Origin of the sequence: Mesorhizobium sp. B2-3-7 (assembly GCF_006442695.1) — a bacterium.
Classification (GTDB): Bacteria; Pseudomonadota; Alphaproteobacteria; order Rhizobiales; family Rhizobiaceae; genus Mesorhizobium.
The window spans coordinates 110,394-137,227 of the sequence record NZ_VFVV01000004.1; the positions used below are offsets into that span (position 1 = coordinate 110,394).

Consider the following 26,834-nt stretch of genomic DNA (forward strand, 5'->3'; position numbering starts at 1 on the left):
CCTCAATCTAGCACTTCCCGCGCGGGCCGGCAGCCTCTACCTCTATCGCCAGCCAAGCCCTTGGAGACGGCCATGAACAAGACGATCGACGATCTGGCGAACCGCTGGCTGAGACGAAAGCCGGACGGTCTCAGTGCCCTGGAGAACCGGGTGCTGCAGTCGACGCTCGAGCGCACAACGATCTCCAGGGACACCAACAAGGCCGTCGCCTTCCACCAGACCTTTGGCGACCGCCTTGCCGATAGCATCGCCCGCATTGGCGGTTCCTGGTCGTTCATCCTTGGCTTCATTGCCTTCCTGATCGTCTGGACATCAGCCAATGCCTGGCTTCTGGCGCGCGACGCCTTCGATCCCTACCCGTTCATCTTCCTCAATCTCGTCCTGTCCATGGTCGCGGCGCTGCAGGCGCCGGTGATCATGATGGCGCAGAACCGCCAGACCGAGCGCGACCGCATCGATGCCGCCCACGACTACGAGGTCAATCTGAAGGCCGAGATCGAGATCATGGCGCTGCATGAAAAGCTGGACGAAATGCACCACGGCCAGATCATCGGCATGCGCGACGAGATCGTGCGGTTGGCCGAACTGGTCAAGCGGATCGACGAGAGGCTGTCGCAGCAATCGCCGTCATGAGCGACGCGATCCATCATTTCATCGAACAATACGGGCTGATCGCCGTTTTTCTGGGCTGTGTCGCCGAGGGCGAGAGTGCCGCCATACTCGGCGGCTTCTTCGCCCATCAGCATATCTTCGTCCTCTGGCAGACCGTCGTCGTGGCAGCGCTTGGGGCCTTCGCCGGCGACACCTGCTTCTTCATCCTGGGGAGAAGTTTCGCGGACCATCGCTATGTCGTCGGGTTGCGCAAGCGGCCCGGCTTCCGCCGCGCCTATCGTCTGCTCAACACCCATCCCAACATCTTCGTGCTGTCGAACCGCTACGTCTATGGCATGCGCCTGGTCGGTGGCATCGCGGCCGGCCTGTCGAACATCGCAGCACCCCGCTTCATCGTCTTGAACGCCATTTCCTCGGCGGTCTGGGCGGTGCTGTTCAGCACCATCGGCTATGTCTTCGGGTTGGGCGCCGAGCATTTCATCGGCCAGGCGCTGCTTCGCCATGAGCGGATATTGGTGGGCCTGGCTATCGGCCTGGCCGTGGCCGTACTCGCCTGGCTCATCGCCCGCCATTTCGCCCGAAAGGAACGCGCCAGGGAAAACTGACCGCCGGCCGGCGGTCGAAAGCTCAGATCGGCAGCCCGACGATACGCTCGATGATCGCGATGCCCCAGACGCCGGCAACGATCGCCACGGAGATCAGTACCGCCAGCGAACCGCAGTCCTTGGCCAGCTGGATGTCGACATTGAATTCGCGGCTAAAGGCATCGCAGGCCGCTTCGATGCCGGTGTTCAGCACCTCGACCATGATCAGGAGCAGCACCGCGCCGATCAGCAGCGCGTAGCCGCGCCACGACACCGAAACGAACCAGCCGATCGGAAGGGCAAGGGCGAGCAGCGCCAGCTCCTGCTGGAAAGCTTTTTCAGTTGCGGTCAGCTTGCGGAACGCCCGCAGCGAGTTGAAATAAGCGTCGATCAGCCGCTGCATGCCAAACCCCTTTGCGAATCACCGGCACGGGATAAAGCAATGGCCCGATCAATGGAATAAGCTGGCTCGCCCAAAATTCATTCGTCGGCGACCTTCACCGATGGGGTCGACTTCTCGAATTGAGGCAGCGCGTCGTCGATCGAATAATAATCGCCCTTGTCACCCACGAAAATGTGGCATTGGCCCTCGAGGCCTGTCGGTTCATCGAACGATCCCGCCAGAACCGAAACATAGGCGTTGTCCCGCGGTTTCCAGAAAAGCAGCGATCCGCATGTCTTGCAAAAACCGCGCCCGGCGAAGGCGGACGCCTCATACCAGGTGATGTTGTCGGCGCCGTCGATATCGATATTGGCGTCCGGGACATTGGTTGCGGCATAGAAATGTCCACTCTGCTTGCGACATTGCGAGCAATGGCAATAGATGACGCCGCGCAACGGCCCTCGCGTCCTGAAGCGAACCGCTCCGCAGAGACACGATCCCGTATGATTTTCACTCATCGCACCATCCCAAAAGAAATCGCTGCTGACAGGATCCCAGCTTTTCGATGGCTGCGCGCAAGAAAATGCGACATGCATTTGGCGCGCTCGGGAATTGTTTGTTCACAGATGAAGGCGTGTTAAGCCGGAATCAGCGAAAGACAGGCCGGATTCAGCGGATTAAGGAAACTTTAGCGCTGCTGCATCTATGATCCTCGCAAGCGAAAGTCGTGAGTGGGGACGCGCCTTCTTCGCAAGATGGACTGGAATGGCCAGCGTTCCCCAGGTCGGCGACATTGGATGCCTGCGAATGCCGCAGCGTGTTCCCGGGGAAGAGTGAACAGAACATGCAGCCGGCAGCCGCCCAGAGCGAACGAAGCACCGATATTGCGAGCACTGTCCTCGCCACAATGCGCCAGCTCGGCGTGCTCGGCCTGCCACGCAACTACGAGATCTTCTACGAGGCCTTGAGCGGATCCAATCGCGAGCTCAGCCTTGCCGTCGTGTCGCTGAGCGGCCGACCGACACAGGACGACATCGACCAGATCGGACGCGCCTTCTTTGCCCAGAACCATGGCTCCGGCATCGTCGAGCATGCCAGGGAAGTCATCGCCAACGAACTCGAGGACATCGCTTCGCTGCTGAGGAGCGAGCGCAGCCACATCGAGAAATACGGCAGGATCCTCAACGAAACGTCGAGCGGACTCGGCAGAAACAGCCTGCTGTCGCCGGATGTTCTGCAAAAGATCGTCAACGCCATGGCGGTCGCCACCAATTCGACGATCGATCATGGCCGGCAAGTTGCCTCGACGCTCAGCGACAAGACCGCGGAACTGGAAAGCGTCAAGTCGAAGCTCGAGGAATACAAGCGCCTAGCCGACACCGACCCCCTGACGCAAATCTGGAACCGTCGCGCCTTCGACAAGGAAATCACCAGGATCTACAATAGCAACAAAGGCATCCTGTTCAATGCATTGATCCTCGCCGACATCGATCGGTTCAAGGACATCAACGACAGGTACGGCCATCCCGTCGGCGACAAGATCCTCCAGATCATCGCCGATATATTCCAGACCAGCATTCGCGCCGACATGTTCGTCGCCCGCACCGGCGGCGAGGAATTCGCGCTGATCGTCGAGGGCGCAAGCGAGGACGCCACCTACGAAATCGCCGAACGCATTCGCGCGCTGATCGAGCAGTCGCCTTTCACCAGCAGCCAGACCGGCATGAATTACGGCACCGTCACCGTCTCGATGGGCATCTGCATGGCATCCGAAGCCGAGGGCCCTGAAGACCTCTACAGCAAGGCAGACCGGGCGCTTTACCGCTCAAAGGTCAGCGGACGTAACCGCGTGACCAGGCATTCGACGATGGCGGGCCGCGCCGGCAAGAGCTGGCTGCTCTACAAGCAAGACTGATTTTTCGGCAGGAAGCGCTTTTCCTGTGAACTGCTTTGGACGGGGGTCAGCCGTTGGCGACCTGCTTGTGTTGCACCGGATGGCTTTTCTTGAGCAGGTCCGACACCAGGAACGCCAGTTCGATGGCCTGGTCGGCATTGAGGCGCGGGTCGCAATGGGTGTGATAGCGGTCCTGCAATTCCTCGGCGGTGATGGCGCGGGCACCGCCAGTGCATTCAGTCACGTTCTTGCCGGTCATCTCGACATGGATGCCGCCCGGATGCGTGCCTTCGGCGCGGTGCACCTCGAAGAACGTCTGCACCTCCTTCAGGATGCGGTCGAACGGCCGCGTCTTGTAGCCGGCCGCCTCGATCGTGTTGCCATGCATCGGGTCTGACGACCAGACGACGCTACGGCCTTCCTTCTGCACCGCCCGCACCAGCTTCGGCAGATGCTCGGCGACCTTGTCGGAACCGAAGCGCGCGATCAGCGTCAGCCTGCCTGGCTCGTTCTCGGGGTTGAGCAGGTCGATCAGTTCCAGCAAGCCGTCCGGCGTCAGCGACGGGCCGCATTTCAGGCCGAGCGGGTTCTTGATGCCGCGGCAATATTCGACATGCGCATGGTCGGGCTGGCGGGTGCGGTCACCGATCCAGATCATGTGGCCAGACGTCGCGTACCAGTCGCCGGAGGTCGAATCGACACGCGTCAGCGCTTCCTCATAGCCGAGCAGCAGCGCCTCGTGGCTGGTATAGAAATCAGTCTCGCGCAGCGCGAAATTGGTTTCGGAGGTGATGCCGACCGCGCGCATGAAATCCATCGTCTCGGTGATGCGGTTGGCAAGCGACTCGTATTTTTCGGCCTGCGGGCTGTCGGAGACGAAGCCGAGCATCCAGCGATGCACATTCTCCAGGCTGGCGTAGCCGCCCTGCGCGAAGGCGCGCAAAAGATTGAGCGTTGCCGCCGACTGACGGTACGCCATTTCCTGGCGGGCAGGATCGGGAATGCGCGACTTGAGGTCGAATTCGATGCCATTGATGATGTCGCCGCGATAGCTCGGCAGCGTCACCTCGCCCTTGGTCTCGTTGTCGGACGAGCGTGGCTTGGCGAACTGGCCCGCAACGCGGCCGATCTTCACCACCGGCTGCGCACCGGCGAAGGTCAGCACCACCGACATTTGCAGGAAGACGCGGAAGAAGTCGCGGATGTTGTCCGCGCCATGTTCGGCAAAGCTCTCGGCGCAGTCGCCGCCCTGGAGCAGGAACGCCTCGCCGGCAGCGACGCTGGCCAGTTGCTTCTTCAGCTTGCGCGCCTCGCCGGCAAAAACCAGCGGCGGAAAGGTGGCGAGCTGGGCCTCCGTGTTCTTCAGCGCGGCAAGGTCCGGATAAGCAGGGACCTGCTTGATCGGCTTTGCCCTCCACGAATTCGGCGACCATTTCGTCATCGCTGCACCCAACGCTTTTTCCGGCAAGCACCTCGCCCGCCATTTCCAGCCCCCATGTGGGGTGGCGGCTCCATACACGAAGCCGATTTCCTATTCTAGACCGGAATTTCAGCGCTGGCGAATGGGCCGGGCTGGCTACGCCGCCTTCTCTACCAGCCGCGCCAGTTGCGTCATGACGACAGCCGAGCCCGCCAAACGCTTTTCCGCCGTTGGCCAGTCGCGGGTGAAGACGACGCTTTGGTCCGGCCGGATCTTTGCCAGCGAGCCTTGCTCGCCGATAAATTTGACCAGTCCGACCGGGTTGGAAAACTCGCGCTTGCGGAAATGGATGACCACGCCCTTCGGCCCGGCATCGAGCTTCTCGACATTGGCCTTGCGGCAGAGGGCTTTGATGAAGACGATCTTGAGCAGATGCTTCACCTCCTCCGGCAGCGGGCCGAAACGGTCGATCAGCTCGGCGCCGAAAGCATCGATTTCCTCGGTGCTCTCGAGGTCGCCGAGGCGCCGATAGAGCGCCAGCCTGAGCTGCAGGTCCGGCACATAGCTCTCCGGGATCATCACCGCCGTGCCGACGGCGATCTGCGGCGACCAGCCGCCATCCAGCACCTCGCCGGAATCCTTCACCTCCGCGACCGCCTCCTCCAGCATCTGCTGGTAGAGCTCGAAGCCGACTTCCTTGATGTGGCCGGACTGCTCTTCGCCGAGCAGATTGCCTGCGCCTCTGATATCGAGATCGTGGCTGGCGAGCTGGAAGCCGGCGCCCAGCGTGTCGAGCGACTGCAGCACTTTCAGTCGACGTTCGGCGGTGTCGGTCAGCTTGCGGTTGGCCGGCAGTGTGAACAGTGCGTAGGCGCGCACCTTCGAGCGCCCGACACGGCCGCGCAACTGATAGAGCTGTGACAGGCCGAACATGTCGGCGCGATGGACGATCAGCGTGTTGGCGGTCGGGATGTCGAGGCCGGATTCGACGATGGTGGTCGACAAGAGAACGTCGTACTGGCCGTCGTAGAAGGCGTTCATGATGTCGTCGAGTTCGCCCGGCGGCATCTGGCCATGGGCCACCGCCACCTTCAGTTCCGGCACGGATTGGTTCAGGAAATCATGGATTTCCGCCAGATCGCTGATGCGCGGCACGACATAGAAGGAATGGCCGCCGCGATAACGCTCGCGCAACAACGTCTCGCGAATGACCAGCGGATCGAAGGGCGAGATGAAGGTGCGCACCGCCATGCGGTCGACCGGCGGCGTGGCGATCAGCGACAGTTCGCGCACGCCGGTCAATGCCAGTTGCAGCGTGCGCGGGATAGGCGTCGCCGACAGCGTCAGCACGTGGACGTCGGTCTTTAGGTCCTTCAGCCGTTCCTTGTGCTTGACGCCAAAATGCTGCTCTTCATCGATGATCAGTAGGCCGAGATTCTTGAACGAGATCGCGCTGCCGAGCAGCGCGTGGGTGCCGACCACGATATCCACCGTCCCTTCGGCAATGCCCTTCTTGGTCTCTGCCAGATCCTTTGCGCCGACCAGCCGCGATGCCTGGGCGACGCGGATCGGCAGGCCGGAAAAGCGCTGCGAGAAGGTCTTGAAATGCTGGCGGGACAACAGGGTTGTCGGCACGACGACCGCCACCTGGAACCCTTCCATCGCCGCGATGAAGGCGGCGCGCAGCGCCACCTCGGTCTTGCCGAAACCGACATCGCCGCAGATCAGCCGGTCCATCGGCTTGCCGGCCGCCAGATCGTCCCTGACGGAATCGATCGCCGTCTGCTGGTCATCGGTCTCCTCATAGGGGAAGCGCGCGGCGAACTCGCCATAGAGGCCTTCCGCCGGCACCAGCGGGGGTGCAGCGCGCATCTGCCGTTCGGCGGCGATGCGGATCAACTGCCCGGCCATGTCGAGCAGGCGTTTCTTCAGCCGCGCCTTGCGCGATTGCCAGGCGCCGCCGCCGAGTTTGTCGAGTGTCGCCTCGGCTGTGTCAGAACCGTAGCGCGACAGGAGCTCGATGTTTTCCACCGGCAGGAACAGCCGGTCGTCGCCGGCATAGTGGATTTCCAGGCAATCATGCGGCGCCCCGACGGCTTCGATTGTGCGCAGGCCGATGAAGCGGCCAATGCCGTGGTCGGCATGGACGACGATGTCGCCAGCCGACAGGGCCGAGGCTTCGGCAATGAAGTCGGACGCGCGCTTCTTGCGCTTGGAGCGCCGGATCAGCCGGTCGCCCAAAATGTCCTGTTCGGCGACGACGACCAGTCTTTCGGTCTCGAAACCGGATTCCAGCGGCAGCACGGCCAATGCCGCCTGCCCCGGCTCGAGTTTCTCCGCCTCCGCCAAGGTCGCCACCGGCGCAAGATTGCCCAGACGATGTTCGGCGAGAATTTGGCCGAGCCGGTCGAGCGAGCCCTCGGTCCAGCCGGCGACAATGACGCGGCGGCGTGCCGCGCGTTCGTCGGCGATGTGCTTCACCGCCACGTCGAAGACATTGACGTTGGGGTCGGCGCGCTCTTCCGCGAAGCTGCGGCCATGGCGCGAGCCGGCGTGGAAGACCTTTCTTGCTCCCGCATCCGGTGCGTCGAAGGCGGTGAAGTCGATCGCTTCGCGCGGTCCGAGAGAAGCGACGAGATTTTCCGGCGAGAGGTAAAGCAGGTCCGGCGCCACCGGCTTGTAGGGCACCGCGTCCTTCAGCGCACCTTCGGCCTGCTTTTTGCGCGCCTCGTAGTGATCGAGGATCAGCGTGTGGCGTTCGGCAAGCGCTTCATGCGCCAGATGGTCGAAAACGACAGGCGTGTCCGGCAGATAGTCGAACACGGTCTCCAACCGCTCGTAGAAGAACGGCAGCCAATGTTCCATGCCCGCGAAGCGCCGGCCTTCGCTGACCGCGGCGTAAAGCCCATCGTCACGCGACGGCGCGCCGAACGCTTCGATATAGGCGCGGCGGAAGCGGCTGATCGTCTCCGGCGTCAGCGCCACCTCGCTCATCGCCTGGAGCGCCATGGACTTGCGCTGCCCGGTGGTGCGCTGCGTGGCCACGTCGAAGACGCGGATCGATTCCAGCGTATCGCCGAAAAAATCCAGCCTCAGCGCCTCGGCCCAGCCGGGTGCGAAAAGGTCGAGGATGCCGCCGCGCACGGCGAACTCGCCGATGCCGCGCACCGTCGGCACCCGCTCGAAGCCCGATGTCTCCAGCCGCGACACCAGCGCGTTCATATCGACCTGGTTGCCAGGTTTGGCGTGGAAGGTCTGCGCCTCGATGAGATCCGCGGGCGGAATGCGCTGGAGCAGCGCATTGGCGGTGGTGAGAATGACGGCGCGATGCGGCTTCCTCGCCAGCGCGATCATGGCGGCGAGCGCGTCGAGCCGCCGGGCGGCCGCATCCGAGCCGGGCGAGACGCGGTCATAGGGCAGGCAGTCCCAGGCGGGCAGTTCCAGCACGGGCAGGCCGGGAGCGGCAAAGGCCAGCGCCTCTGTGATTGCCGGCAGGCGCTGCCCGTCGCGCGCCACGAACAGCACCGGCTTGTCGGGCGCGATCTCGCGCGCCGCCTGCACCAGCGCGAAGGCTTCATAGCCGTCGGCGACGCCGTCGACGATGAACTGGCCGGCACGGCCTTTCGGCAAGCCGATGGTGGGAATGAGGCTCATGGAAGCGTTCTTCAAAAGGTCATTGTCCGGCGTGAAGCCATGATTTTTTGCAGGACCGCACAATCAATTTCGGCGGGAACAGGACGTTCGCCGGTGATCAAGGGCAGGAACTCGGTGTCGGGAATATCGAGGAGCTTTTCATATTGGTCGATTTCGTCGCCGGTCAAGGCGCCGATCTCGGCATCGGCGAAGGTGCCGAGGATAAGGTCCATCTCACGCATGCCGCGGTGCCAGGAGCGAAACAAGAGCTTGCGGCGGCGGGCGTCGAGCCCCTCGCTTGATCGTTTCGTTCCCGTCATTGTGCCGCATCCTCGCTTGCTGCGGCGCATATAGCGTGGATAGAAGGGGCTGTCAGCCTTGCGCTGCAGCCGTCGCGACATAAGCTGACATCATGCGTCCTTCCATCCTTGACCCGCTTTTCGTCCCGATCACGTCGCTCGCCGGTGTCGGGCCGAAGGTCGGCGCGCTGATCGAAAAAGTCGTCGCGGCCGATCTCGGCGACCGAGCGGCGCGCGCCGGCGATCTTCTGTTCGTGCTGCCGCATACCGTCATCGACCGCCGCAACCGGCCGGGCATTGCCGGCTCGGCCGAAGGCGCCATCGTCACGCTCGACCTGCGCATCGACCGCCACCAGCCGCCGCCGCGCGGCAACAGGTCGGTGCCTTACCGGGTCTACGCCCATGACGATACCGGCGAAGTGGCGCTGACCTTCTTCCACGCCCATGCTGCCTATCTGGAAAAATCGATGCCTGTGGGCGAGCATGTCGTGGTCTCCGGACGCATGGAATGGTTCAACGGGCGCCCGACCATGGTCCACCCGGATCATATCGCCTTGGCCGGCGACGCCGAAAACCTGCCGCTGGTCGAGCCGGTCTATCCGCTCACGGCGGGGCTGTCCGCCAAGGTGCTGCGCCGCGCCATCGGCCAGGCGCTCGGCCGTCTGCCGGAACTGCCTGAGTGGCAGGATGGTGCTTTCATGCGCCGCCAGAGTTTCCCGTCTTTCGGTGACGCGCTGGCCCGCATCCATCATCCCGCGGACCCGATCGATGTCGCCATCGAAGGCGCCGCATGGCGGCGCCTCGCCTATGACGAGTTGCTGGCGGGCCAGGTGTCGCTCGCCCTGGTCCGGTCGAGGGTCCGCAGGCTGTCCGGCCGGCCGCTCACCGGCGACAGCCGGATCGTCGACAAGCTGCGCGCGGCCCTGCCCTACACATTGACCGCGTCCCAGGAATTCGCGCTCGCCGAAATCAATGCAGACCTCGCCGACCCCGAGCGCATGCTGCGCCTCCTGCAAGGCGACGTCGGCTCCGGCAAGACGGTCGTTGCGCTCCTGGCCATGGCGCGTGCCGTCGAGGCTGGCGGCCAGGCTGCCCTAATGGCGCCGACAGAGATCCTGGCGCGCCAGCACGTGGCGACGATCGCCCCTTTGGCGGAACGGGCAGGCATGCGCACGGCCATCCTCACCGGTCGCGAAAAGGGCCGCGAACGCACCGAAACGCTGGCGGGACTGGCCAGCGGCGAGATCGACATCGTCATCGGCACCCACGCGCTGTTCCAGGAAACGGTGGCGTTCCACGACCTCGTCCTTGCCGTCGTGGACGAGCAGCATCGCTTCGGCGTTCACCAGCGGCTTGCCATCACCGCCAAGGGCGACGCGCCAGACATGCTGGTGATGACAGCAACCCCCATTCCGCGCACGCTGGTGCTGACCGCCTTCGGCGACATGGACGTCTCCAAGCTGACGGAAAAGCCGGCCGGCCGGCAGCCGATCCGCACCGTCACGCTGCCGCTTGAGCGGCTGGACGAACTCGTCGATCGCATGGTGGAAGCGGTGGCCGGCGGCCAGAAAATCTACTGGATATGCCCGCTTGTGGAAGAATCCGAAGAGATAAAGCTGATGTCGGCCGAGGACCGCTTTGCTTCCCTGAAGCCGCTGTTCGGCGACCGGATCGGCCTCGTCCACGGCCGCATGAAGGGCGCCGAGAAGGACGAAGCGATGCGCGCCTTCAAGCAGGGCGAGACACGTATCCTGATTGCCACAACCGTCATCGAGGTCGGCGTCGACGTGCCGGACGCGACCATCATGGTCATCGAACACGCCGAACGTTTCGGCCTCGCCCAGCTGCACCAGTTGCGCGGCCGCGTCGGGCGCGGCGACAAGCCTTCGTCCTGCGTGTTGCTCTACAAGGATCCGCTAGGCGAAACGGCCAAGCGGCGCCTGTCGGTGATGCGCGAGACCGAGGATGGTTTCGTGATCGCCGAGGAGGACCTGAAGCTGCGCGGCGAAGGCGAATTGCTTGGCACCCGTCAGTCCGGCACGCCGGGCTTCCAGGTCGCGCGCATCGAGGCGCATGCGGACCTGCTCGAAGCGGCCCGCGATGACGCAAGACTGATCCTGTCGCGTGATCCGGACCTGCAGACCGAGCGCGGCGAAGCGCTGCGCCTGCTGCTCTACTTGTTCGGCCGCGACGAGGCGGTGCGGCTCCTGCGGGCGGGATAAGGCCCGAGCGGCGGATTGGCCAGGGTGCCCGTGATCGGCTCGCCATTCAGCATCACCAGCTTCGTTTTCACCTCCGGCGCCACCAGCCCGGCCGAGACGATCAGCTTGGCGCCATCCTCGATCGTCATGTCGAGCAGCACGATATCCGACTTTGGCACATACATCAGGAAGCCCGTCGTCGGATTGGGCGTACAAGGCATGAAGACAGCGGTCAGCGGATCGCCTTCCTGGTCAAGCTTCTGGTTGATCTCGGTTTCCTTCTCGCTGGCCACGAACACCAGCGACCACACCCCCTTGCGCGGATATTCGACCAAGCCGACCTGGCGGAACATGTCACCTTTGTTCGACAGCACGGTTTCGAAAATCTGCTTCAGCGAGCGATAGATGCCCCGCACCAGCGGCATTCGGCCAAGCAGGCGCTCGCCGAAATTGACGATGGCGCGGCCGACGATATTGGCGGTCATGAACCCGATCAGCGTGATCAGGACAAGCGCCACGATCAGCCCAAATCCCGGAACCGGGAACGGCAGGTAGGTATCGGGACTGTAGCGCGCCGGAATATAGGGTTTGACCCAGGAATCCACCCAACCGATGAAGGACCACGCGATATAAGCGGTGATCGCCAGCGGCGCGCAGACGACGAAGCCTGTGAGGAAATAGTTCCTCAGCCGGGTCATGCCGGAGGTCTTGAGAGCATCTGACATGGGTTCACCGGGGCGCGAGTTGCAGCGCAAACATTAGTGAACCGGAAGGCGCTTTGGAACTGCGAAGTTTTTAAAGCACCTGTTTAAAAAACGCCTACTCCACCGTCACCGATTTCGCCAGATTGCGCGGCTGGTCGACATCGGTGCCCATGAAAACGGCGGCGAAATAGGCCAGCATCTGGATCGGCAGCGCGTAGATGATCGGCGAGATGATTTCCGGCACGTCCGGAAGGATGATCGTCTCCATCGTCTTCACGCTCGCCTGCGCGGCGCCCTTGGCGTCGGTGATCAGGATGATCTTGCCGCCGCGCGCCGCCACCTCCTGCATGTTGGACACAGTCTTCTCGAAGATGCGGTCATGCGGCGCGATGACGATGACCGGCATGTTCTCGTCGATAAGCGCGATCGGCCCGTGCTTCAACTCGCCCGCGGCATAGCCTTCGGCGTGGATGTAGGAGATCTCCTTGAGCTTCAGCGCGCCTTCCATGGCGAGCGGGAAATTGGTGTCGCGTCCGAGATAGAGCACGTCCTTGTAGCGCGACAGTTCCCGCGCGATCCGTTCGATCTGCTCTTCGAGCTTGAGCACCTGGTTGGCATAGCGCGGCGCCTCGGAAAGCGCCCGCACCAGCGACTTTTCCTCGTCCCGCGAAATCGTGCCGCGCGCCACGCCTGCCCGGACGGCGAGCGAAGCCAGCACCGACAACTGGCAGGTGAAGGCCTTGGTCGAGGCGACACCGATCTCCGGCCCGGCCAGCGTCGGCAAGATGACGTCGGATTCGCGCGCCATGGTCGATTCCCGCACGTTGACGACGGCGCCGATCTTCATGCCGGCCTTGCGGCAATAGCGCAGCGAGGCCAGCGTGTCGGCGGTCTCGCCCGATTGCGAGATGAAGAAGGCGGCGTCGTTCTTCGACAGCGGCATTTCGCGGTAGCGAAATTCAGAGGCGACATCGATGTCGACCGGGAGCCGAGCGTAGCGCTCGAACCAGTATTTGCTGATCAGCCCGGCGAGATAGGCGGTACCGCAGGCCGAAATCGCCAGCCGGTTAATCGTAGCAAAGTCGAACGGCAGGTCGAGCGGCTTGGAGACGCCGGAAACAAAATCGACATAATGCGCCAGCGTGTGCGAGATCACCTCCGGCTGCTCATGGATTTCCTTCTCCATGAAGTGGCGGCGATTGCCCTTGTCGACCATGAAGCTGGTCGAGAGCGACTGCTGGCGCTTGCGGTCGACCTTTTCGCCGTCAATGTCGAAGATGGCGACACCGCTGCGGCGCACCACCGCCCAGTCGCCGTCTTCCAGATAGGTGATCGAATTGGTGAACGGGGCAAGCGCGATGGCGTCGGAGCCCAGGAACATCTCGCCGTCGCCATGGCCGACCGCCAGCGGTGGGCCGTTGCGAGCGCCAACGATGAGGTCCTCGTCGCCCGTGAACATGATCGCCAGCGCAAAGGCGCCTTCCAGCCGCTTGAGCGCCTTGTGCGCGGCATCGACCGGCTTCAAGCCTTTCGCGACTTCCCGCGCCACCAGATGCGCGACGACCTCGGTGTCGGTCTGCGACGAGAAGGAATAGCCGTCGCGGATCAGTTCGTCGCGCAGCTCGGCGAAATTCTCGATGATGCCGTTGTGGACGATGGCGACGCCATTGGAGAAATGCGGGTGCGCGTTGGTCTCGTTCGGCACGCCATGCGTGGCCCAGCGGGTGTGACCGATGCCGATCGTGCCGTCGAGCGGCTCGTCCTTCAGCCGGCGTTCGAGATTGACCAGCTTGCCTTCGGCGCGGCGGCGGCCAAGCGCCCCCTTCTCTATGGTGGCGACGCCGGCCGAATCGTAGCCTCGATATTCAAGCCGCTTCAGCGCATCGACGATGAGCGGCGCAACCTGCGAATGGCCGACAATTCCAACGATACCGCACATGCAGACAGTCCCCAATCCCCGGCAGAACCCGGCGCTATCTACGGATTGCCGGGCTCTCGCGAAAGTTACTTTGCGTTTCGTTCCGTGTAATGGGAACAGTCTCGTACGCATGCATCATGACACAGCGCACTTGCAATCCAGTTACTGCAATCGTTCAGTTTTTGAAGACCGGTTTTACCTCTTTTTGGCAACCGCGGCCGACGCGAAGCGCTCGCGCAATTCCTTGCCTTTGCCGGGGATCGTCTTCTGGCGGGCACGCCCGAAGGCCAGCGCATCGTCGGGCACGCTTTCGGTGATGACGCTGCCCGAGGCGATATAGCCGCCCTTGCCAATGGTGACCGGCGCGACAAGCGAGGAATTCGATCCGACAAAGGCGCCCTCGCCGATATCGGTGAAGTGCTTCAGATAGCCGTCATAATTGCAGGTGATCGTGCCGGCGCCGATGTTGGCCCCGGCGCCCACCCGCGCGTCGCCGATATAGGTCAAATGGTTGACCTTGGCGCCCTCCTCGATGACGGCCTGCTTGACCTCGCAGAAATTGCCGACCTTGGCTTTCTGTTTGAGATCGGCGCCCGGCCGCAGCCGCGCGAAGGGGCCGACATCGCAATGAGCGGCGACGATGGCGCCTTCGATATGGCTGAAGGCGTGAATCCTGGCGCCGCCTGCAATCTTCACACCGGGCCCGAACCAGACGTTCGGCTCGACAATAGTATCGGCGCCGATCTCGGTGTCGTGCGAGAAATACACCGTTTCTGGTGCGATCAGCGTCACGCCCGAAAGCATCGCTTCCTGCCGGCGGCGTGCCTGCCAGATGCCTTCGGCCTGCGCCAGCTCGGCGCGGTTGTTGATGCCGAGCGCATTCTCGAAGCTGGCTTCGGTGGCGACGACATCGAGGCCCTGGTTGCTGGCAAGCTCGACGATATCGGTGAGATAGTATTCGCCCTTGGCGTTCTTGTTGCCGACGGCATCGAGCAGTTTCAGCGCCTGGCTGCCGGCAATCGCCATCAGCCCGCCATTGCAGAAGGTGATCTTCTTCTCCTCGTCGGAGCAGTCCTTTTCCTCGCGGATGGCGACGAACTTGCCACCTTTTTCGATCAGGCGGCCATAGCCGGTGGGGTTCGCCGTGCGGAAGCCGATGACCACGACGGCAGCACCTTGCGCCAGCTTCAGGCGCGCGGCCGTGAGGGCGTCCGGATCGATCAGCGGCGTATCGCCGAACATGACGAGGATATCGTCGTAACCTTTTGATATAGCAGCGCGCGCGGCAAGCACCGCATGCGCGGTGCCGAGGCGCTTTTCCTGCACGAAAGCCTCTGCCTTCGGCGCGAATTTCTGCGCCGCCTTGCGCATCTCCTCGGCGCCGTGGCCGATCACCAGCGCAAGATCGCCGGCGCCCGCTGCCTCGGCCGCCTTGACCACATGCGCGACCATCGGCAGCCCGGCGATCTGGTGCAGCACCTTGGGCAGCGCGCTCTTCATGCGCGTGCCTTCGCCGGCGGCGAGGATGACGGATAGGCATGTTCTCTGGTTCATGGAAGGACAACCATAGGAAAAGCGTTGGGAATCAAATCATGCTAGCAGTGGGCGCCATGCTGCACCAATGCGGTTAAATTCCGGTGAGATGGTGAGCAGCCGACTCTTAATCAGCGGGTCACAGGTTCAATCTTGTGCGCACCCGATACCGACAGCCTTATCCCAGCCGGCCCAGCAGCGGAAAATTCTCCAGCAGCCAATACGACACGGCCTGCACCCCGCCGGTGAGGAAAAACACGCCGGCGACGACAAGCAATGCGCCGATCGCCTTCTCGACGCGGCCGAGATGGACGCGGAATTTGCCGAGGAAACGCATGAAGGCGCCGGAAAACAGTGCCGCGATCAGGAATGGGATGCCGAGGCCGAGCGAATAGGCGGCGAGCAGCAATGCGCCTTCGCCCACTGTCTCGCGGCCGCCGGCCAGCGTCAGGATCGGCCCCAGCACCGGGCCGATGCACGGCGTCCAGCCGAAGGCGAAGGCCAGTCCCATGACATAGGCCGCAACCGCGCTTGCCGGTTTGCCCTGCGACTGGAAGCGCGCCTCGCGCGACAAAAGCGGAATGCGCAGGATGCCGAGGAAATTCAGCCCCATCAGGATGATCAGCACGCCGGCGCCCATTGCCAGCGGCTCCTGCCAGACGCGCAGGAGGCGGCCGATGCTCGAGGCGCCGGCGCCCAGCGCGACGAACACGGTCGAGAAGCCGAGCACGAAGGCAATCGAGGAATAAAGCAGCGCGGTGCGGGCGCCGGCTTTCGCGGCTGCCCCGGCATTGCCGCGAAAATCGTCGACCGACACGCCGGCCATGTAGCAGAGATAGGGCGGCACCAGCGGCAGCACGCAAGGCGACAGGAACGAGATCGCCCCTGCCCCGACCGCGCTGACATAGCCTATATCGAGTGCCATTCCAGAACTCCGACTTTACGGGCCGATATAGCGACGCCCGGGCCCCTCTGCCAATCACCATTGTGTTGGCATGCCCGGGAATAAACGTCGGTACCTGCGCGTTGATCGAGCGAGGCCGCGATTGCCGCGCATCCTCGGATCAGCAGGGAGATTTCGATGAAAACCGTGACACTAGGGTTGGCCGCGCTTTTGCTCAGCACCGCCGCGTCTTTCGCAGCAGAGGCCTGGAAGGAGGCCGAGGTCGGCGGCACCAAGATCTACACCGATGCCAACGGCATGACGCTCTATACCTATGACAAGGACGAGAAGGGCAAGACCAACTGCTATGACAAATGCGCCACAAACTGGCCGCCGCTGAAGGCCGAGGCCGGCGCCAAAGCGGACGATGAATGGACCGTCGTCGACCGTACCGACGGCACCAAGATGTGGGCCTATGACGGCAAGCCCGTCTACACATTCATCAAGGACAAGAAGGCCGGCGATGTGTCGGGTGATGGCGTCGGCGGCGTCTGGCATATCGTCAAGGCCGACTAAGGCTGCCACCTTAACTTCGACGTTGCTGCCGGGCGTGCCTTCAACGCCTGGCAGTCCGCATCAGACGCGCTGGCGCGGCATTTGACTCGGTCCACAGGGTCGCCGGCGACCTCATCGGCGCCAATTTGAGCCGCTCCTCACCGCTCCAGCCATTTGTTTTAGTTAGCCCTCAACAATGTGATCTTCTCCATACACTCTTAGAGTGTATTGCTGCCGGCACTCTTGCAATTTGGCCGCTTCCCCTTGACCGGATGCAAAAGCGCGGCCATGTGAGCGACGAACAGAACCGAGATTTCGTCGCGCGCAGCGGAATTCTTCTGCCGCATCACAGCTGATATGAGCCCTCATGGACGTCGTCGTCGTCGAATCGCCGGCCAAGGCGAAGACAATCAACAAATACCTCGGCAAGAACTACAAGGTTCTGGCCTCGTTCGGCCATGTCCGTGATTTGCCGGCCAAGGACGGCTCGGTGCGACCGGACGAGGATTTCGCCATGTCTTGGGCGGTCGACACGGCATCCGGCAAGCGCCTCGCCGACATCGCCAAGGCGGTCAAGGACGCCGACGGCCTGATCCTCGCCACCGACCCGGACCGCGAGGGCGAGGCCATTTCCTGGCACGTTCTGGAAGTCTTGCGGCAGAAGCGCGCGCTGAAGGACAAGCCGGTCAGCCGCGTCGTCTTCAACGCCATCACCAAGAGCTCGGTGCTCGAGGCGATGGCCAATCCGCGCCAGATCGATGCGCCGCTGGTCGACGCCTATCTCGCCCGCCGGGCGCTCGACTATCTCGTCGGCTTCACTCTTTCGCCGGTACTGTGGCGCAAGCTCCCCGGAGCCCGTTCCGCCGGCCGCGTGCAGTCGGTCGCCTTGCGGCTGGTCTGCGACCGCGAATCCGAGATCGAACGCTTCATCCGCGAGGAATACTGGCAGATCGCTGCCATCCTCGGCACGCCGCGCAACGAGAACTTCGAGGCGCGCCTGACCGCTTTCGAGCGCAAGAAGTTGCAGAAGCTCGACATCGCCAACAAGGCGCAGGCCGACGACATCAAGGCCATGCTCGAGGGCGCGGCCTTCAAGGCGCTGTCCGTCGAAGCAAAACCCACCAAGCGCAATCCGGGCCCGCCCTTCACCACCTCGACATTGCAGCAGGCCGCCTCGTCGGGCCTCGGCTTTTCGGCCAACCGCACGATGCAGGTGGCGCAGCGCCTCTATGAAGGAATGGAGATCGGCGGCGAAACCACCGGCCTGATCACCTATATGCGAACCGACGGCGTGCAGATGGCGCCCGAGGCGATCTCGGCCGCACGCGATGCCATCGCCAAGGAATTCGGCCCGAAATACCTGCCGGAAAAGCCGCGCCTGTACACGACCAAGGCCAAGAACGCCCAGGAAGCGCACGAAGCGATCCGCCCGACCGACTTCATGCGCACGCCGGCATCGGTTAGGCAATATCTCGATGCCGACCAGATGCGGCTCTACGAATTGATCTGGAAGCGCGCCATCGCCAGCCAGATGCAGCCGGCGGAGATCGAACGCACCACGGTCGAGATCGAGGCGGTCAACGGTGCTCGCACGGCCGAGTTGCGCGCCGTCGGTTCGGTCGTGCGCTTCGACGGTTTCATCGCCGCCTATACCGATCAGAAGGACGACGATTCCGAGGACGAGGAAAACCGCCGCCTGCCCGAAATCCGCGCCGGCGAGCAGCTTGCCCGCCAAGCGATCAACGCCACCCAGCACACGACCGAACCGCCGCCGCGCTATTCCGAAGCTTCGCTGATCAAGAAGCTGGAGGAGCTCGGCATCGGCCGGCCGTCGACCTACACGGCGATCCTGAAGACGCTCGAGGACCGCGACTATGTCACCATCGACAAGCGCCGGCTTGTGCCGCAGGCAAAGGGCCGGCTGCTGTCGGCCTTCCTGGAAAGCTTCTTCGAGCGTTATGTCGAATATGACTTTACCGCATCGCTCGAGGAAAAGCTCGACGAGATCTCCGACGGCAAGCTCGCCTGGAAGGACGTCCTGCGCGATTTCTGGAAGGATTTTTCCGGCGCCGTGGCCGACATCAAGGAACTGCGCGTCACCGACGTGCTCGATGCGCTGAACGAGGAACTGGCGCCGCTGGTTTTCCCTGCCCGGGAGGACGGCTCCAATCCGCGCATCTGCCCCAAATGCGGCACCGGCAATTTGTCGCTCAAGCTCGGCAAGTTCGGCGCCTTCGTCGGCTGCTCGAACTATCCCGAATGCTCCTTCACCCGTCAGCTCGGCGACGCCGCCAACCCCAATGGCGAGAATGGCGGCGGCGAAGACGGCACCAAAGTGCTCGGCAAGGATCCCTACACGGCTGAGGAGATCACGCTGCGCAGCGGCCGCTTCGGTCCCTATATCCAGCGCGGCGACGGCAAGGAAGCCAAGCGTTCCAGCTTGCCCAAGGGCTGGACGCCCGATTCGATCGACCATGAGAAGGCGCTTGCCCTGCTTTCCCTGCCGCGCGATGTCGGCAAGCATCCGGAAACCGGCAAGATGATCTCGGCCGGGCTTGGCCGCTACGGGCCTTTCGTGCTGCATGACGGCACCTACGCCAATCTCGACAGCATCGAGGATGTATTCTCGATCGGGCTCAACCGCGCTGTTTCGGTAATCGCCGAGAAGCAGTTGAAGGGCAAGGGCGGCCGCAATGGCGGCACTGCGGCAGCCCTCAAGGAGCTTGGCGATCATCCCGACGGCGGCGGCAAGATCGTCGTGCGCGACGGCAAGTACGGGCCTTACGTCAATTTCGGCAAGGTCAATGCCACGCTGCCCAAGGGCAAGGATCCGCAATCGGTGACGATGGAGGATGCGCTGGCGCTGATCGCCGAGAAGGAAGCCAAGGGCGGCGGCGGCAAGAAGCCTTTCCGCAAAGCGGCGGCGGCCAAGGCGCCCGCTACCAAGAAGACGGCGGCCAAGAAGCCTGCCGCCAGGAAAAAGGGATAGAACGGCGTGGCGCGCAGGATCTCCGCAACAACCCACGGCGACCCGCGCACCGCCGACACAACGGCCAAGGTCAAGGGCGATTACAGGCCCTCGCGTGACGAAATCCTGCGCTACATCGCCGAAAATCCGGATCGCGCTGGAAAACGCGACATCGCCAAGGCGTTCGCGCTGCGCGGCCCGGACCGCATTTGGCTGAAGGATCTCCTGCGCGACCTGCAGGACGAAGGCGTCCTGACCAAGGAGCGTAAGCGCCTGGCCCGCGTTGGCGCCCTGCCCCATGTCACAGTGCTCGACATTTTCGACCGCGACGCCGACGGCGTGCTGCTGGCGCGTCCCACCGAACACACCGCCAATGGACCGCCCCCCATCGTTTCCATCCGCCTGTCGCGCAGTGGCGGCGGACCGGCGCCTGGCATTGGCGATCGCGTGCTGGCCAAGACCTTTCCCGCCGACGACACGAATGTCGCCTTGGGCGGCCCGGCCTACACAGGGCGGGTGATGAAGATATTCGAGAAGCGCACGGATGCCGTTCTCGGCGTCTTTCGGGTGCTTCAGGACGGCAGCTTCCGCATCGAGCCGGTGGAGCGCCGGCAATCCGAACTGATCGTCGACAAGGAATTCCAGAACGGAGCCAAGAACGGCGATCTCGTCGAGGTCGAGCCCGCCCGGGCCTCGCGCTATGGCTTGCCGAGAGCAAAAGTGCTCAACGTGCTGGGCTCGCTGACCAGCGAAAAGGCGGTCTCGATGATCGCCATCCACGCACATGACATTCCGCATGTCTTCCCGGCCGACGTTATCGCCGAAGCCGAAGCCGTCAAGCCTGCGACGATGGCCAACCGCGAGGACTGGCGCGAACTGCCGCTGGTCACCATCGACCCGGCCGACGCCAAGGACCACGACGACGCGGTGTTCGCTACGCCCGATCTCGATGAGAAGAACCCCGGCGGCGTGGTCATCACGGTCGCCATCGCCGACGTGGCTGCTTACGTCCGCTACGGCACTCCACTCGACCGTGAAGCGCTGAAGCGCGGCAACTCGGTCTATTTCCCGGATCGCGTCGTGCCGATGCTGCCCGAGCGCATCTCCAACGATCTCTGCTCGCTGCGCGAAGGCCAGGATCGCCCGGCACTGGCCGTGCGCATGACCTTCTCGGCGGACGGGCGCAAGATCAGGCATTCCTTCCATCGCGTCATGATGAAGTCGGCGGCCAAGCTCGCCTACCCACAGGCGCAGGCGGCGATCGACGGCGTGCCGGACGACAAGACCGGGCCGATCCTCGACGCGGTGCTGAAGCCGCTATGGGATGCCTATGCGGTCCTCAAGCGCGGACGCGATGGCCGCCAGCCGCTCGAACTCGACCTGCCCGAGCGCAAGATCCTGCTGAAGCCCGACGGCACTGTCGATCGCGTCGTCGTGCCGGAGCGGCTCGATGCCCATAAGCTCATCGAAGAATTCATGATCCAGGCCAATGTCGCCGCCGCCGAGACACTCGAGGCGAAGAAGCAGGCGCTGGTGTACCGCACCCACGACGCGCCCTCGCTGGCCAAGCAGGAATCGCTGCGCGAATTTCTGCAAACCCTGGGCCTGTCGCTGGCGCGCGGTGCGCAGATGCGGCCCGCCCAGTTCAACGGCATTCTCGAGCGCGTGCGCGGCGCCGACAATGAAGGTCTGGTCAACGAGGTGGTGCTGCGCTCGCAGAGCCAGGCCGAATATTCACCCAAGAACATCGGCCATTTCGGCCTCAACCTGAACCGTTACGCGCATTTCACCTCGCCGATCCGCCGTTACGCCGACCTCATCGTGCACCGCGGGCTTATCGCCGCACTCGGCCTCGGCCCAGGGGGCCTGACGCAGGAGGAGGAAGCGCGGCTCGAGGATGTTTCGGTGCTGATTTCCGGCACAGAACGCCGTGCAATGGCGGCCGAACGCGACACGGTCGACCGGCTGATCGCCGCTTATCTCGCCGAGCGCATCGACGACCGTTTCGACGCCCGCATTTCGGGTGTCACCAAATCGGGACTATTTGTCCAATTGCCGCAGTATGGCGCGGATGGTTTCATCCCTGTGTCAACTCTGGGCGGCGATTACTATATATATGACGAAACGGCCCGCTCGCTCTACGGAGAACGCTCGGGCAAGGGTTATCAGCTGGCGGACCGTGTCGAGGTCCGTCTCGTCGAAGTGGCGCCGATGGCCGGCGCGATGCGCTTTGAGATGTTGACCGACCCGAAGCCCCTGCCTGGCTCCGTCAGGTCGTTTCACAAGGCAAAGGGCCGCGCCCGTGCGTCACAATCGCGCCCAGGCTCGCGTGGCAGGAGACGATGATGGCAAGAGGCACGGAAGAACAGGTTTTCGGCGGTGAACATCACTCGGGCCGGGTCGCGCGTCCGCTGTGGACGGCGATGAAGCGCGGCATGCTCGGCCGCTGCCCGCATTGCGGCGAAGGCAAGCTGTTTCGCGGCTTCACCAAGACCGTCGAGACATGCAGCGTCTGCGGCGAGGAGATACACCATCACCGCGCGGACGATCTGCCCGCCTATCTGGTCATCGTCATCGTCGGCCACATCGTGCTCGGCGCCTTCATGGGCGTGGAGGCGACGTCGACCCTTTCCACCTGGCAGCACATCGCCATCTGGGTACCCTTGACGATCCTGCTGTCGGTTGCCCTACTGCAGCCGGTGAAAGGTGCCGTCATCGGATTGCAATGGGCATTCTATATGCACGGTTTTGCTGGCGAACACGACGTGGCCGAACCCCATCCCGGTGCCTGAGGTGCTGGCTGGCGCAACATGCCAACCGTCAAGGCTACTTTCGCATGCAAGACGTTTCCGCTAGGTCCTGCGCATGGAAGGAATGACCAAGGCGGACGTCGACAGGATCGACAAGGGTCTGGCCACGCATGGCGGCCGGGCGATTCGTCCACGCGATGCCGCGACCCTGATCCTGCTCGACGGCAAGGCCAACGACTTGCGGGTCCTGATGGGTCGCCGTCATGCCCGTCACGCCTTCATGCCAGGCAAGTTCGTTTTTCCCGGCGGCCGTACCGACCCGGCGGACAGCCGCATCCCCACCGCCACCGCGCTGCATCCCGAGCAGGAAGCAAAGCTCATCGCCGGCCCCGGGCGCACGAGCGAGGCGCGTGCCCGCGCCATCGCCTTGTCGGCCATCCGCGAGACCTATGAGGAAGCCGGGCTGCTGATTGGTCGCAAAGGCGCCTTCGCCACGACAAGGTCTGATTGGCAAGGCTTTGCCGAACATGGGGTGCAACCTGCCCTGGACATGCTGCGCTTCATTGCGCGCGCCATCACGCCGCCCAACCGGGTGCGCCGCTTCGACACCCGCTTCTTCTGCGCCTGGCGCGATGATGTCGCCGTCGAACTGACGGGCGGCGGTCCGACCAACGAACTCGAGGAGCTGGTCTGGCTGCCGCTTGCCAAGGCCAGGGAAGCCGACATTCCCGACATCACCCGGATGATCCTGGACGAGCTGGAAAGCCGCCTCGCCCATGATCCGCTGTTGCGTCCGGGCGGTCCCGTGCCCTTCTACCGGCTTGTCCGCAACCGCTTCACCCGCGAAATTCTGTAGAACATCGAGTATTCAGACATAACATGACGGTCGATACCCAACCAAAGGGCGACGAGCGCGTACACTGGCTGCCGATGGTGGCGGCGATCTCGTCGATCAGCGTCGTCGGCATTGCCATAGGCTTGGGCATGCCGCTGCTCAGCGTCATCCTGGAAACGCGTGGGCATTCGGCCTCGATGATCGGCCTCAACACGGCAGTCGCCGGCCTGGCCTCGATCGCCGGCGCCCCTCTGGCCACGCCGCTCGCCATGCGCTTCGGCGTTGCCTGGACGATGATCGCCATGATTGCCGCCGGTGCGCTGGCCTTCGTCGGCTTCCACTTCGCACCCGATTTCTGGATGTGGTTTCCGCTGCGCGTCGTGCTGCACATCGCGCTGACGGTGCTGTTCATCCTGTCGGAGTTCTGGATCAGCACCTCGGCGCCGCCGCATCGGCGAGGTCTTGTGCTCGGCATCTACGCCACCGTGCTGTCGCTCGGCTTTGCCGCGGGGCCGTGGCTGTTCGCCCATCTCGGCAGCTCCGGCTTCAGGCCGTTCGGAGTCATCATCGCATTGGTGGCGCTGGCCGCGATCCCGGTGCTGGCGGCGCGCAACGAGAGCCCGACGATCGTATCCGACGGCGAAACCAGCAATTTCCTGCGCTACATCTGGCTGGTGCCGACCGCGACCGCCGCCGTTCTGGTGTTCGGCGCTGTCGAAACCGGCGGTTTCGCCCTGTTTCCGGTCTATGGCAACCGCATCGGCTATTCCGAAGCCGACGCAGCCTTGCTGCTCACCATGATCGGCCTCGGCAACGTGCTCTTGCAGATCCCGATCGGCATGATCAGCGATCGCGTCTCGGACCGCCGCTATCTGCTTCTGGCCTGCGCCACTGTCGGCCTCGCCGGCACGATCTTCATGCCGCATCTGGCCGGCAACTGGCACCTGATGGCGGGCCTCCTGTTCGTCTGGGGCGGCGTGGTCGCGGCCATGTACACGATCGGCCTCGCCCATCTCGGCTCGCAGCTTTCGGGCCATGAACTGGCTTCGGCCAATGCCGCCTTCGTGCTGTGCTATGGTGTCGGCATGGTGCTGGGCCCGCAGGCGATAGGCATCGGCATGGATGCGTTCGGCCCTTCTGGCTTCGGCTGGTCGCTCGGCCTGTTCTTCGCCGCCTACATGGTTCTTGCCAGCGTCAGGCTGGTCCGCAAGATCCTGTAAGGCGCCACCGGCGCAAACCGAAATTCACGATCGCCCACTACCGGCTGGCCCATAACTGGCCACCCCGGATGACTGGCTGCTGACAGAACCGTGTCAGTAGGCACGGTTTATACGGAGACCTCAAAACACTTGAAGTTGAGGAGACTCCGATGATCGACAGCGGCTTTGAAACCACATCATTGCGGATGACGCTGCTCCTGCTTGTCACTTTCCAGGCGCCGGCCGCGGATGTCGACCGCATCATGGACGCGGTGGTGGCGCTGGCGCCGCTGGCCATGGGTAATTATGACCGCAACGCCTACCAGTCGGCACATGGCATCGAACGCTACCGACCACTTGACGGCGCAGCCGCCGGCGCCGAGACCGAATTGCGGCGCCGCCCCGGCACGGTCGAGGTTTCGTTCGAACTGCCCGATGACCAGGAATTGGCGGCGCGCGTCGTAGAAGCGATCTTTCAGGCGCACAGCTACCAGGAACCGGTGATCCGCATTCAGCCGGTCCTTGCCAGCCGTTCCAAGGGACTGGACGACCGCGCCAATCCGAATCGCTGGTGGAACACCACGGAAGATTGGAAGAAAACCATCGTTCTGGAGGCGGAACACGTATGAATGCCGACAGGCATTGGCGTCCGTGACGGCCGCAAGGCGCGTCGGGCTTGACTTTCCGGGCGCGTTCTTTATGTGTCGCGGCAAGTTTCCCGCGTCCGGGTGTTTTCCCGTGCTCCAGCGGCCAAAACCCCACGAACAAACGGACTGATACCATGGCCAAAGCCGCAAACATCAAGATCAAGCTTCTGTCGACCGCCGACACCGGTTTCTTCTACGTGACCAGCAAAAACAGCCGCACCAAGACGGACAAGCTGTCGTTCCGCAAATACGACCCGGTCGCCAAGAAGCACGTCGAGTTCAAGGAAACCAAGATCAAGTAATCTGGTTTTTCCGAGAAAATGCCGAAACGCCGCCCATCGGGCGGCGTTTTTTGTTCCTAAAACATTGATTTCATTGGTTGGCAGTCAAATCCAGCATAACGGCCAACGTAGTGGATCGCGCTGCCGATAGGGCTGCTATAGTCACAAAGCCCGCGCGAGGCAGGGGCCTTGTCGAGCGGCTCCCATAAACCGCGAAAGGCGTGCGCGTCGTCACCGCATAAATCTCCACGACAAAAGCCACGGCGCCTCAGCAAGGATCCAGAGAATTTGTCTCTACGCAGCTTTGCCCTAGCCACAAGAAAGTGATTCCAAGTACCTTTTCATGACATGCAATGGCACATAGTCACCCTCGACTAGATTTCCACCTTCCTCGTTCACAAGCACCATTAGAGCCTGTGTAGACTTTCTCATAAACACAGATAACTCAGATCTTATTGGTATATTACAAGAGAATCCTTTAATCATGATTAGAGAGAGTCGATTTTCGTCCATATTGAATTCGAGTTTAGACAAATCATCGTTAAATGGTCGATTGTGGAAAATGATAAGCTCTCCACGATCATTTATCGCTATTTCAATTTTAATGGGGAATTCAAAATTAATTCCTCCAATTACATAAGACTCACGTCTCTGAACTATCGCTAGGATTTTAGATATATCATCTTTAATATCAGATGTGTCGTTCTTTATCGAATTCGCTATCTGCAAAAATTGGTCAAATTTGGCTTCGAGTTTCGGTAGCGAATTGCGCAAATACCCAAGGCGAGACGCGACGAAGGCGACCTCCGCTTTGTGATTTTGCTTCAATGCCTCCCGCATGAAGGCAAGGAAAATAAGAGCCCAGCCCGGCTCATCATCTGTCGCCTTTCCACGAAAAAATGACGCGAAATCGGCAGGAACGGCCAGTTGGTCCTTTCCCTGCTCCGTTCCAGCGATGAGATCGCGCAGAACGCGCTTGCACGCTGCATCCAGACTCGCCTGGACCGCTGCAAAGTCGCGAGCCGATAGCGCGCCGTCCAAGTTTGTCTCTATTTCATCGACAACGTCCTTGTTGGATTCTAGCTTGAATGGCCCGCCCAATCCGATCTGCTTATGCAGATAGCGGCGCGCGGCACTAGCGAACTGAATCCTCGCGCGACGCTCCGGCGGCCGTCCGCCAAGCCGCAACTGGTCGGCCTCTTGCGTATCGACATACATGCGCACCATCACGAGTGAAGAGGTGAGTTCACTGAGTCGAATGGCGTGCTCCAAATCGTGGTTTGCTGGAACCGCGCCTGTATGAGCGCGCAGCTTGGATGCGACGTCCTCGTAGATCGCTTTATAACGTCCGCCAAACAGCGTCTCGCCGATCTTATCTAGGATGTCGCCGGCATTTTCGAGCGCCTTCCAACCGATCACCGCCCCGATGTATCCGCAAACCGAGATCATTCGTCTAGGTCCCTGATGATGGCCCAAAGTAGGGCGGCAGTTGACCAGAAATCAAGAATACCAAACGGCTGAGCCTAGCTCATATCC

22 protein-coding genes are annotated in these 26,834 nt (G+C 62.7%); 12 read left to right on the forward strand and 10 right to left on the reverse strand.

The window, feature by feature from the left end:
* Positions 1-72: 72 nt before the first annotated feature.
* Both FJ940_RS10015 and FJ940_RS10020 read left to right on the forward strand, forming a co-directional pair.
* Positions 73-633: a DUF1003 domain-containing protein gene (locus FJ940_RS10015; protein WP_140656393.1), complete on the forward strand. Its 561-nt coding sequence runs from the start codon at positions 73-75 to the stop codon at positions 631-633.
* Complete coding sequence (locus FJ940_RS10020) at positions 630-1,217, forward strand: DedA family protein (RefSeq protein WP_140498949.1); 588 nt, start codon at positions 630-632, stop codon at positions 1,215-1,217. Before FJ940_RS10015 ends, FJ940_RS10020 begins: the two co-directional genes overlap by 4 nt.
* A gap of 22 nt (positions 1,218-1,239) precedes the next feature.
* On the opposite strand, the gene FJ940_RS10025 is transcribed toward FJ940_RS10020, so the two are convergent.
* A complete protein-coding gene (locus FJ940_RS10025) occupies positions 1,240-1,599 on the reverse strand; it encodes a diacylglycerol kinase (protein WP_140498951.1) in 360 nt (119 codons plus the stop codon).
* A gap of 77 nt (positions 1,600-1,676) precedes the next feature.
* Positions 1,677-2,096 carry a GFA family protein gene (locus FJ940_RS10030; protein WP_140515267.1) on the reverse strand — a complete coding sequence of 140 codons (420 nt, stop codon included), beginning with the start codon at positions 2,094-2,096 and terminating at the stop codon, positions 1,677-1,679.
* A 326-nt stretch (positions 2,097-2,422) separates the two neighbouring features.
* On the opposite strand from FJ940_RS10030, the gene FJ940_RS10035 reads away from it, so the two are divergent.
* The gene (locus FJ940_RS10035) at positions 2,423-3,493 is read left to right on the forward strand and encodes a diguanylate cyclase (protein ID WP_140656395.1); all 1,071 of its coding nucleotides are present in this window, start codon (positions 2,423-2,425) and stop codon (positions 3,491-3,493) included.
* A 46-nt stretch (positions 3,494-3,539) separates the two neighbouring features.
* On the opposite strand, the gene FJ940_RS10040 is transcribed toward FJ940_RS10035, so the two are convergent.
* The 3 genes from FJ940_RS10040 to FJ940_RS10050 form a co-directional block, all read right to left on the reverse strand.
* Positions 3,540-4,913, reverse strand: a complete 1,374-nt coding sequence (locus FJ940_RS10040) for a 3-deoxy-7-phosphoheptulonate synthase class II (RefSeq protein WP_140515265.1) — start codon at positions 4,911-4,913, stop codon at positions 3,540-3,542.
* 135 nt (positions 4,914-5,048) lie between these two features.
* Positions 5,049-8,546, reverse strand: coding sequence for a transcription-repair coupling factor (gene mfd / locus FJ940_RS10045; RefSeq protein WP_140656398.1), 3,498 nt, complete (start codon positions 8,544-8,546; stop codon positions 5,049-5,051).
* A gap of 11 nt (positions 8,547-8,557) precedes the next feature.
* Entirely contained in the window at positions 8,558-8,845 is a 288-nt protein-coding gene (locus tag FJ940_RS10050) for a succinate dehydrogenase assembly factor 2 (protein WP_140498959.1), read from the reverse strand.
* Positions 8,846-8,937: 92 nt separating this feature from the next.
* Between FJ940_RS10050 and recG the strand changes: the two genes are divergently transcribed.
* The gene (recG, locus tag FJ940_RS10055) at positions 8,938-11,046 is read left to right on the forward strand and encodes an ATP-dependent DNA helicase RecG (protein ID WP_140656401.1); all 2,109 of its coding nucleotides are present in this window, start codon (positions 8,938-8,940) and stop codon (positions 11,044-11,046) included.
* Here recG and FJ940_RS10060 read toward each other — a convergent pair.
* The 4 genes from FJ940_RS10060 to FJ940_RS10075 form a co-directional block, all read right to left on the reverse strand.
* Positions 10,998-11,750 carry a DUF502 domain-containing protein gene (locus FJ940_RS10060; protein ID WP_140557815.1) on the reverse strand — a complete coding sequence of 251 codons (753 nt, stop codon included), beginning with the start codon at positions 11,748-11,750 and terminating at the stop codon, positions 10,998-11,000. The two genes, recG and FJ940_RS10060, sit on opposite strands and share 49 nt — an antisense overlap.
* A gap of 94 nt (positions 11,751-11,844) precedes the next feature.
* A complete protein-coding gene (gene glmS / locus FJ940_RS10065; RefSeq protein ID WP_140498965.1) occupies positions 11,845-13,668 on the reverse strand; it encodes a glutamine--fructose-6-phosphate transaminase (isomerizing) in 1,824 nt (607 codons plus the stop codon).
* Positions 13,669-13,842: 174 nt separating this feature from the next.
* On the reverse strand, positions 13,843-15,201 hold the full coding sequence (gene glmU / locus FJ940_RS10070) for a bifunctional UDP-N-acetylglucosamine diphosphorylase/glucosamine-1-phosphate N-acetyltransferase GlmU (protein ID WP_140525399.1): 1,359 nt from the start codon (positions 15,199-15,201) through the stop codon (positions 13,843-13,845).
* A 157-nt stretch (positions 15,202-15,358) separates the two neighbouring features.
* Positions 15,359-16,105 carry a cytochrome c biogenesis CcdA family protein gene (locus FJ940_RS10075; protein ID WP_140498969.1) on the reverse strand — a complete coding sequence of 249 codons (747 nt, stop codon included), beginning with the start codon at positions 16,103-16,105 and terminating at the stop codon, positions 15,359-15,361.
* A 156-nt stretch (positions 16,106-16,261) separates the two neighbouring features.
* Between FJ940_RS10075 and FJ940_RS10080 the strand changes: the two genes are divergently transcribed.
* The 8 genes from FJ940_RS10080 to rpmG all read left to right on the forward strand — a co-directional run bounded on the left by FJ940_RS10080 (position 16,262) and on the right by rpmG (position 25,319).
* Positions 16,262-16,639 carry a hypothetical protein gene (locus FJ940_RS10080; protein WP_140525400.1) on the forward strand — a complete coding sequence of 126 codons (378 nt, stop codon included), beginning with the start codon at positions 16,262-16,264 and terminating at the stop codon, positions 16,637-16,639.
* Positions 16,640-16,985: 346 nt separating this feature from the next.
* A complete protein-coding gene (gene topA, locus FJ940_RS10085; protein WP_140518283.1) occupies positions 16,986-19,607 on the forward strand; it encodes a type I DNA topoisomerase in 2,622 nt (873 codons plus the stop codon).
* Between the two features lie 6 nt (positions 19,608-19,613).
* A complete protein-coding gene (gene rnr, locus FJ940_RS10090; RefSeq protein WP_140656403.1) occupies positions 19,614-21,932 on the forward strand; it encodes a ribonuclease R in 2,319 nt (772 codons plus the stop codon).
* The gene (locus FJ940_RS10095) at positions 21,932-22,378 is read left to right on the forward strand and encodes a DUF983 domain-containing protein (protein ID WP_140525403.1); all 447 of its coding nucleotides are present in this window, start codon (positions 21,932-21,934) and stop codon (positions 22,376-22,378) included. The genes rnr and FJ940_RS10095 overlap by 1 nt, the downstream gene beginning before the upstream one ends.
* Before the next feature lie 73 nt (positions 22,379-22,451).
* Positions 22,452-23,192, forward strand: a complete 741-nt coding sequence (locus FJ940_RS10100) for an NUDIX domain-containing protein (RefSeq protein ID WP_140656406.1) — start codon at positions 22,452-22,454, stop codon at positions 23,190-23,192.
* A gap of 23 nt (positions 23,193-23,215) precedes the next feature.
* Entirely contained in the window at positions 23,216-24,391 is a 1,176-nt protein-coding gene (locus FJ940_RS10105; protein ID WP_140501562.1) for an MFS transporter, read from the forward strand.
* 149 nt (positions 24,392-24,540) lie between these two features.
* Positions 24,541-24,999 carry a hypothetical protein gene (locus tag FJ940_RS10110; protein ID WP_140656407.1) on the forward strand — a complete coding sequence of 153 codons (459 nt, stop codon included), beginning with the start codon at positions 24,541-24,543 and terminating at the stop codon, positions 24,997-24,999.
* Positions 25,000-25,151: 152 nt separating this feature from the next.
* Positions 25,152-25,319, forward strand: coding sequence for a 50S ribosomal protein L33 (rpmG, locus tag FJ940_RS10115; protein ID WP_006201775.1), 168 nt, complete (start codon positions 25,152-25,154; stop codon positions 25,317-25,319).
* A gap of 288 nt (positions 25,320-25,607) precedes the next feature.
* Here the strand turns inward: rpmG and FJ940_RS10120 are convergent, their stop codons facing one another.
* Entirely contained in the window at positions 25,608-26,747 is a 1,140-nt protein-coding gene (locus FJ940_RS10120) for a hypothetical protein (RefSeq protein WP_140520975.1), read from the reverse strand.
* Between the last annotated feature and the right edge of the window lie 87 nt (positions 26,748-26,834).

Bases quoted from the DNA above. Each gene is read 5' to 3' on its own strand.
- mfd (WP_140656398.1), bottom strand. From the start codon at position 8,546: ATGAGCCTCATTCCCACCATCGGCTTGCCGAAAGGCCGTGCCGGCCAG.
- rpmG (WP_006201775.1), top strand. From the start codon at position 25,152: ATGGCCAAAGCCGCAAACATCAAGATCAAGCTTCTGTCGACCGCCGAC.
- glmU (WP_140525399.1), bottom strand. From the start codon at position 15,201: ATGAACCAGAGAACATGCCTATCCGTCATCCTCGCCGCCGGCGAAGGC.
- FJ940_RS10015 (WP_140656393.1), top strand. From the start codon at position 73: ATGAACAAGACGATCGACGATCTGGCGAACCGCTGGCTGAGACGAAAG.
- FJ940_RS10060 (WP_140557815.1), bottom strand. From the start codon at position 11,750: ATGTCAGATGCTCTCAAGACCTCCGGCATGACCCGGCTGAGGAACTAT.
- FJ940_RS10095 (WP_140525403.1), top strand. From the start codon at position 21,932: ATGGCAAGAGGCACGGAAGAACAGGTTTTCGGCGGTGAACATCACTCG.
- FJ940_RS10025 (WP_140498951.1), bottom strand. From the start codon at position 1,599: ATGCAGCGGCTGATCGACGCTTATTTCAACTCGCTGCGGGCGTTCCGC.
- FJ940_RS10100 (WP_140656406.1), top strand. From the start codon at position 22,452: ATGGAAGGAATGACCAAGGCGGACGTCGACAGGATCGACAAGGGTCTG.
- FJ940_RS10105 (WP_140501562.1), top strand. From the start codon at position 23,216: ATGACGGTCGATACCCAACCAAAGGGCGACGAGCGCGTACACTGGCTG.
- FJ940_RS10035 (WP_140656395.1), top strand. From the start codon at position 2,423: ATGCAGCCGGCAGCCGCCCAGAGCGAACGAAGCACCGATATTGCGAGC.
- FJ940_RS10020 (WP_140498949.1), top strand. From the start codon at position 630: ATGAGCGACGCGATCCATCATTTCATCGAACAATACGGGCTGATCGCC.
- recG (WP_140656401.1), top strand. From the start codon at position 8,938: ATGCGTCCTTCCATCCTTGACCCGCTTTTCGTCCCGATCACGTCGCTC.
- FJ940_RS10030 (WP_140515267.1), bottom strand. From the start codon at position 2,096: ATGAGTGAAAATCATACGGGATCGTGTCTCTGCGGAGCGGTTCGCTTC.
- FJ940_RS10040 (WP_140515265.1), bottom strand. From the start codon at position 4,913: ATGACGAAATGGTCGCCGAATTCGTGGAGGGCAAAGCCGATCAAGCAG.
- topA (WP_140518283.1), top strand. From the start codon at position 16,986: ATGGACGTCGTCGTCGTCGAATCGCCGGCCAAGGCGAAGACAATCAAC.
- FJ940_RS10120 (WP_140520975.1), bottom strand. From the start codon at position 26,747: ATGATCTCGGTTTGCGGATACATCGGGGCGGTGATCGGTTGGAAGGCG.
- FJ940_RS10080 (WP_140525400.1), top strand. From the start codon at position 16,262: ATGAAAACCGTGACACTAGGGTTGGCCGCGCTTTTGCTCAGCACCGCC.
- FJ940_RS10110 (WP_140656407.1), top strand. From the start codon at position 24,541: ATGATCGACAGCGGCTTTGAAACCACATCATTGCGGATGACGCTGCTC.
- FJ940_RS10075 (WP_140498969.1), bottom strand. From the start codon at position 16,105: ATGGCACTCGATATAGGCTATGTCAGCGCGGTCGGGGCAGGGGCGATC.
- FJ940_RS10050 (WP_140498959.1), bottom strand. From the start codon at position 8,845: ATGACGGGAACGAAACGATCAAGCGAGGGGCTCGACGCCCGCCGCCGC.
- glmS (WP_140498965.1), bottom strand. From the start codon at position 13,668: ATGTGCGGTATCGTTGGAATTGTCGGCCATTCGCAGGTTGCGCCGCTC.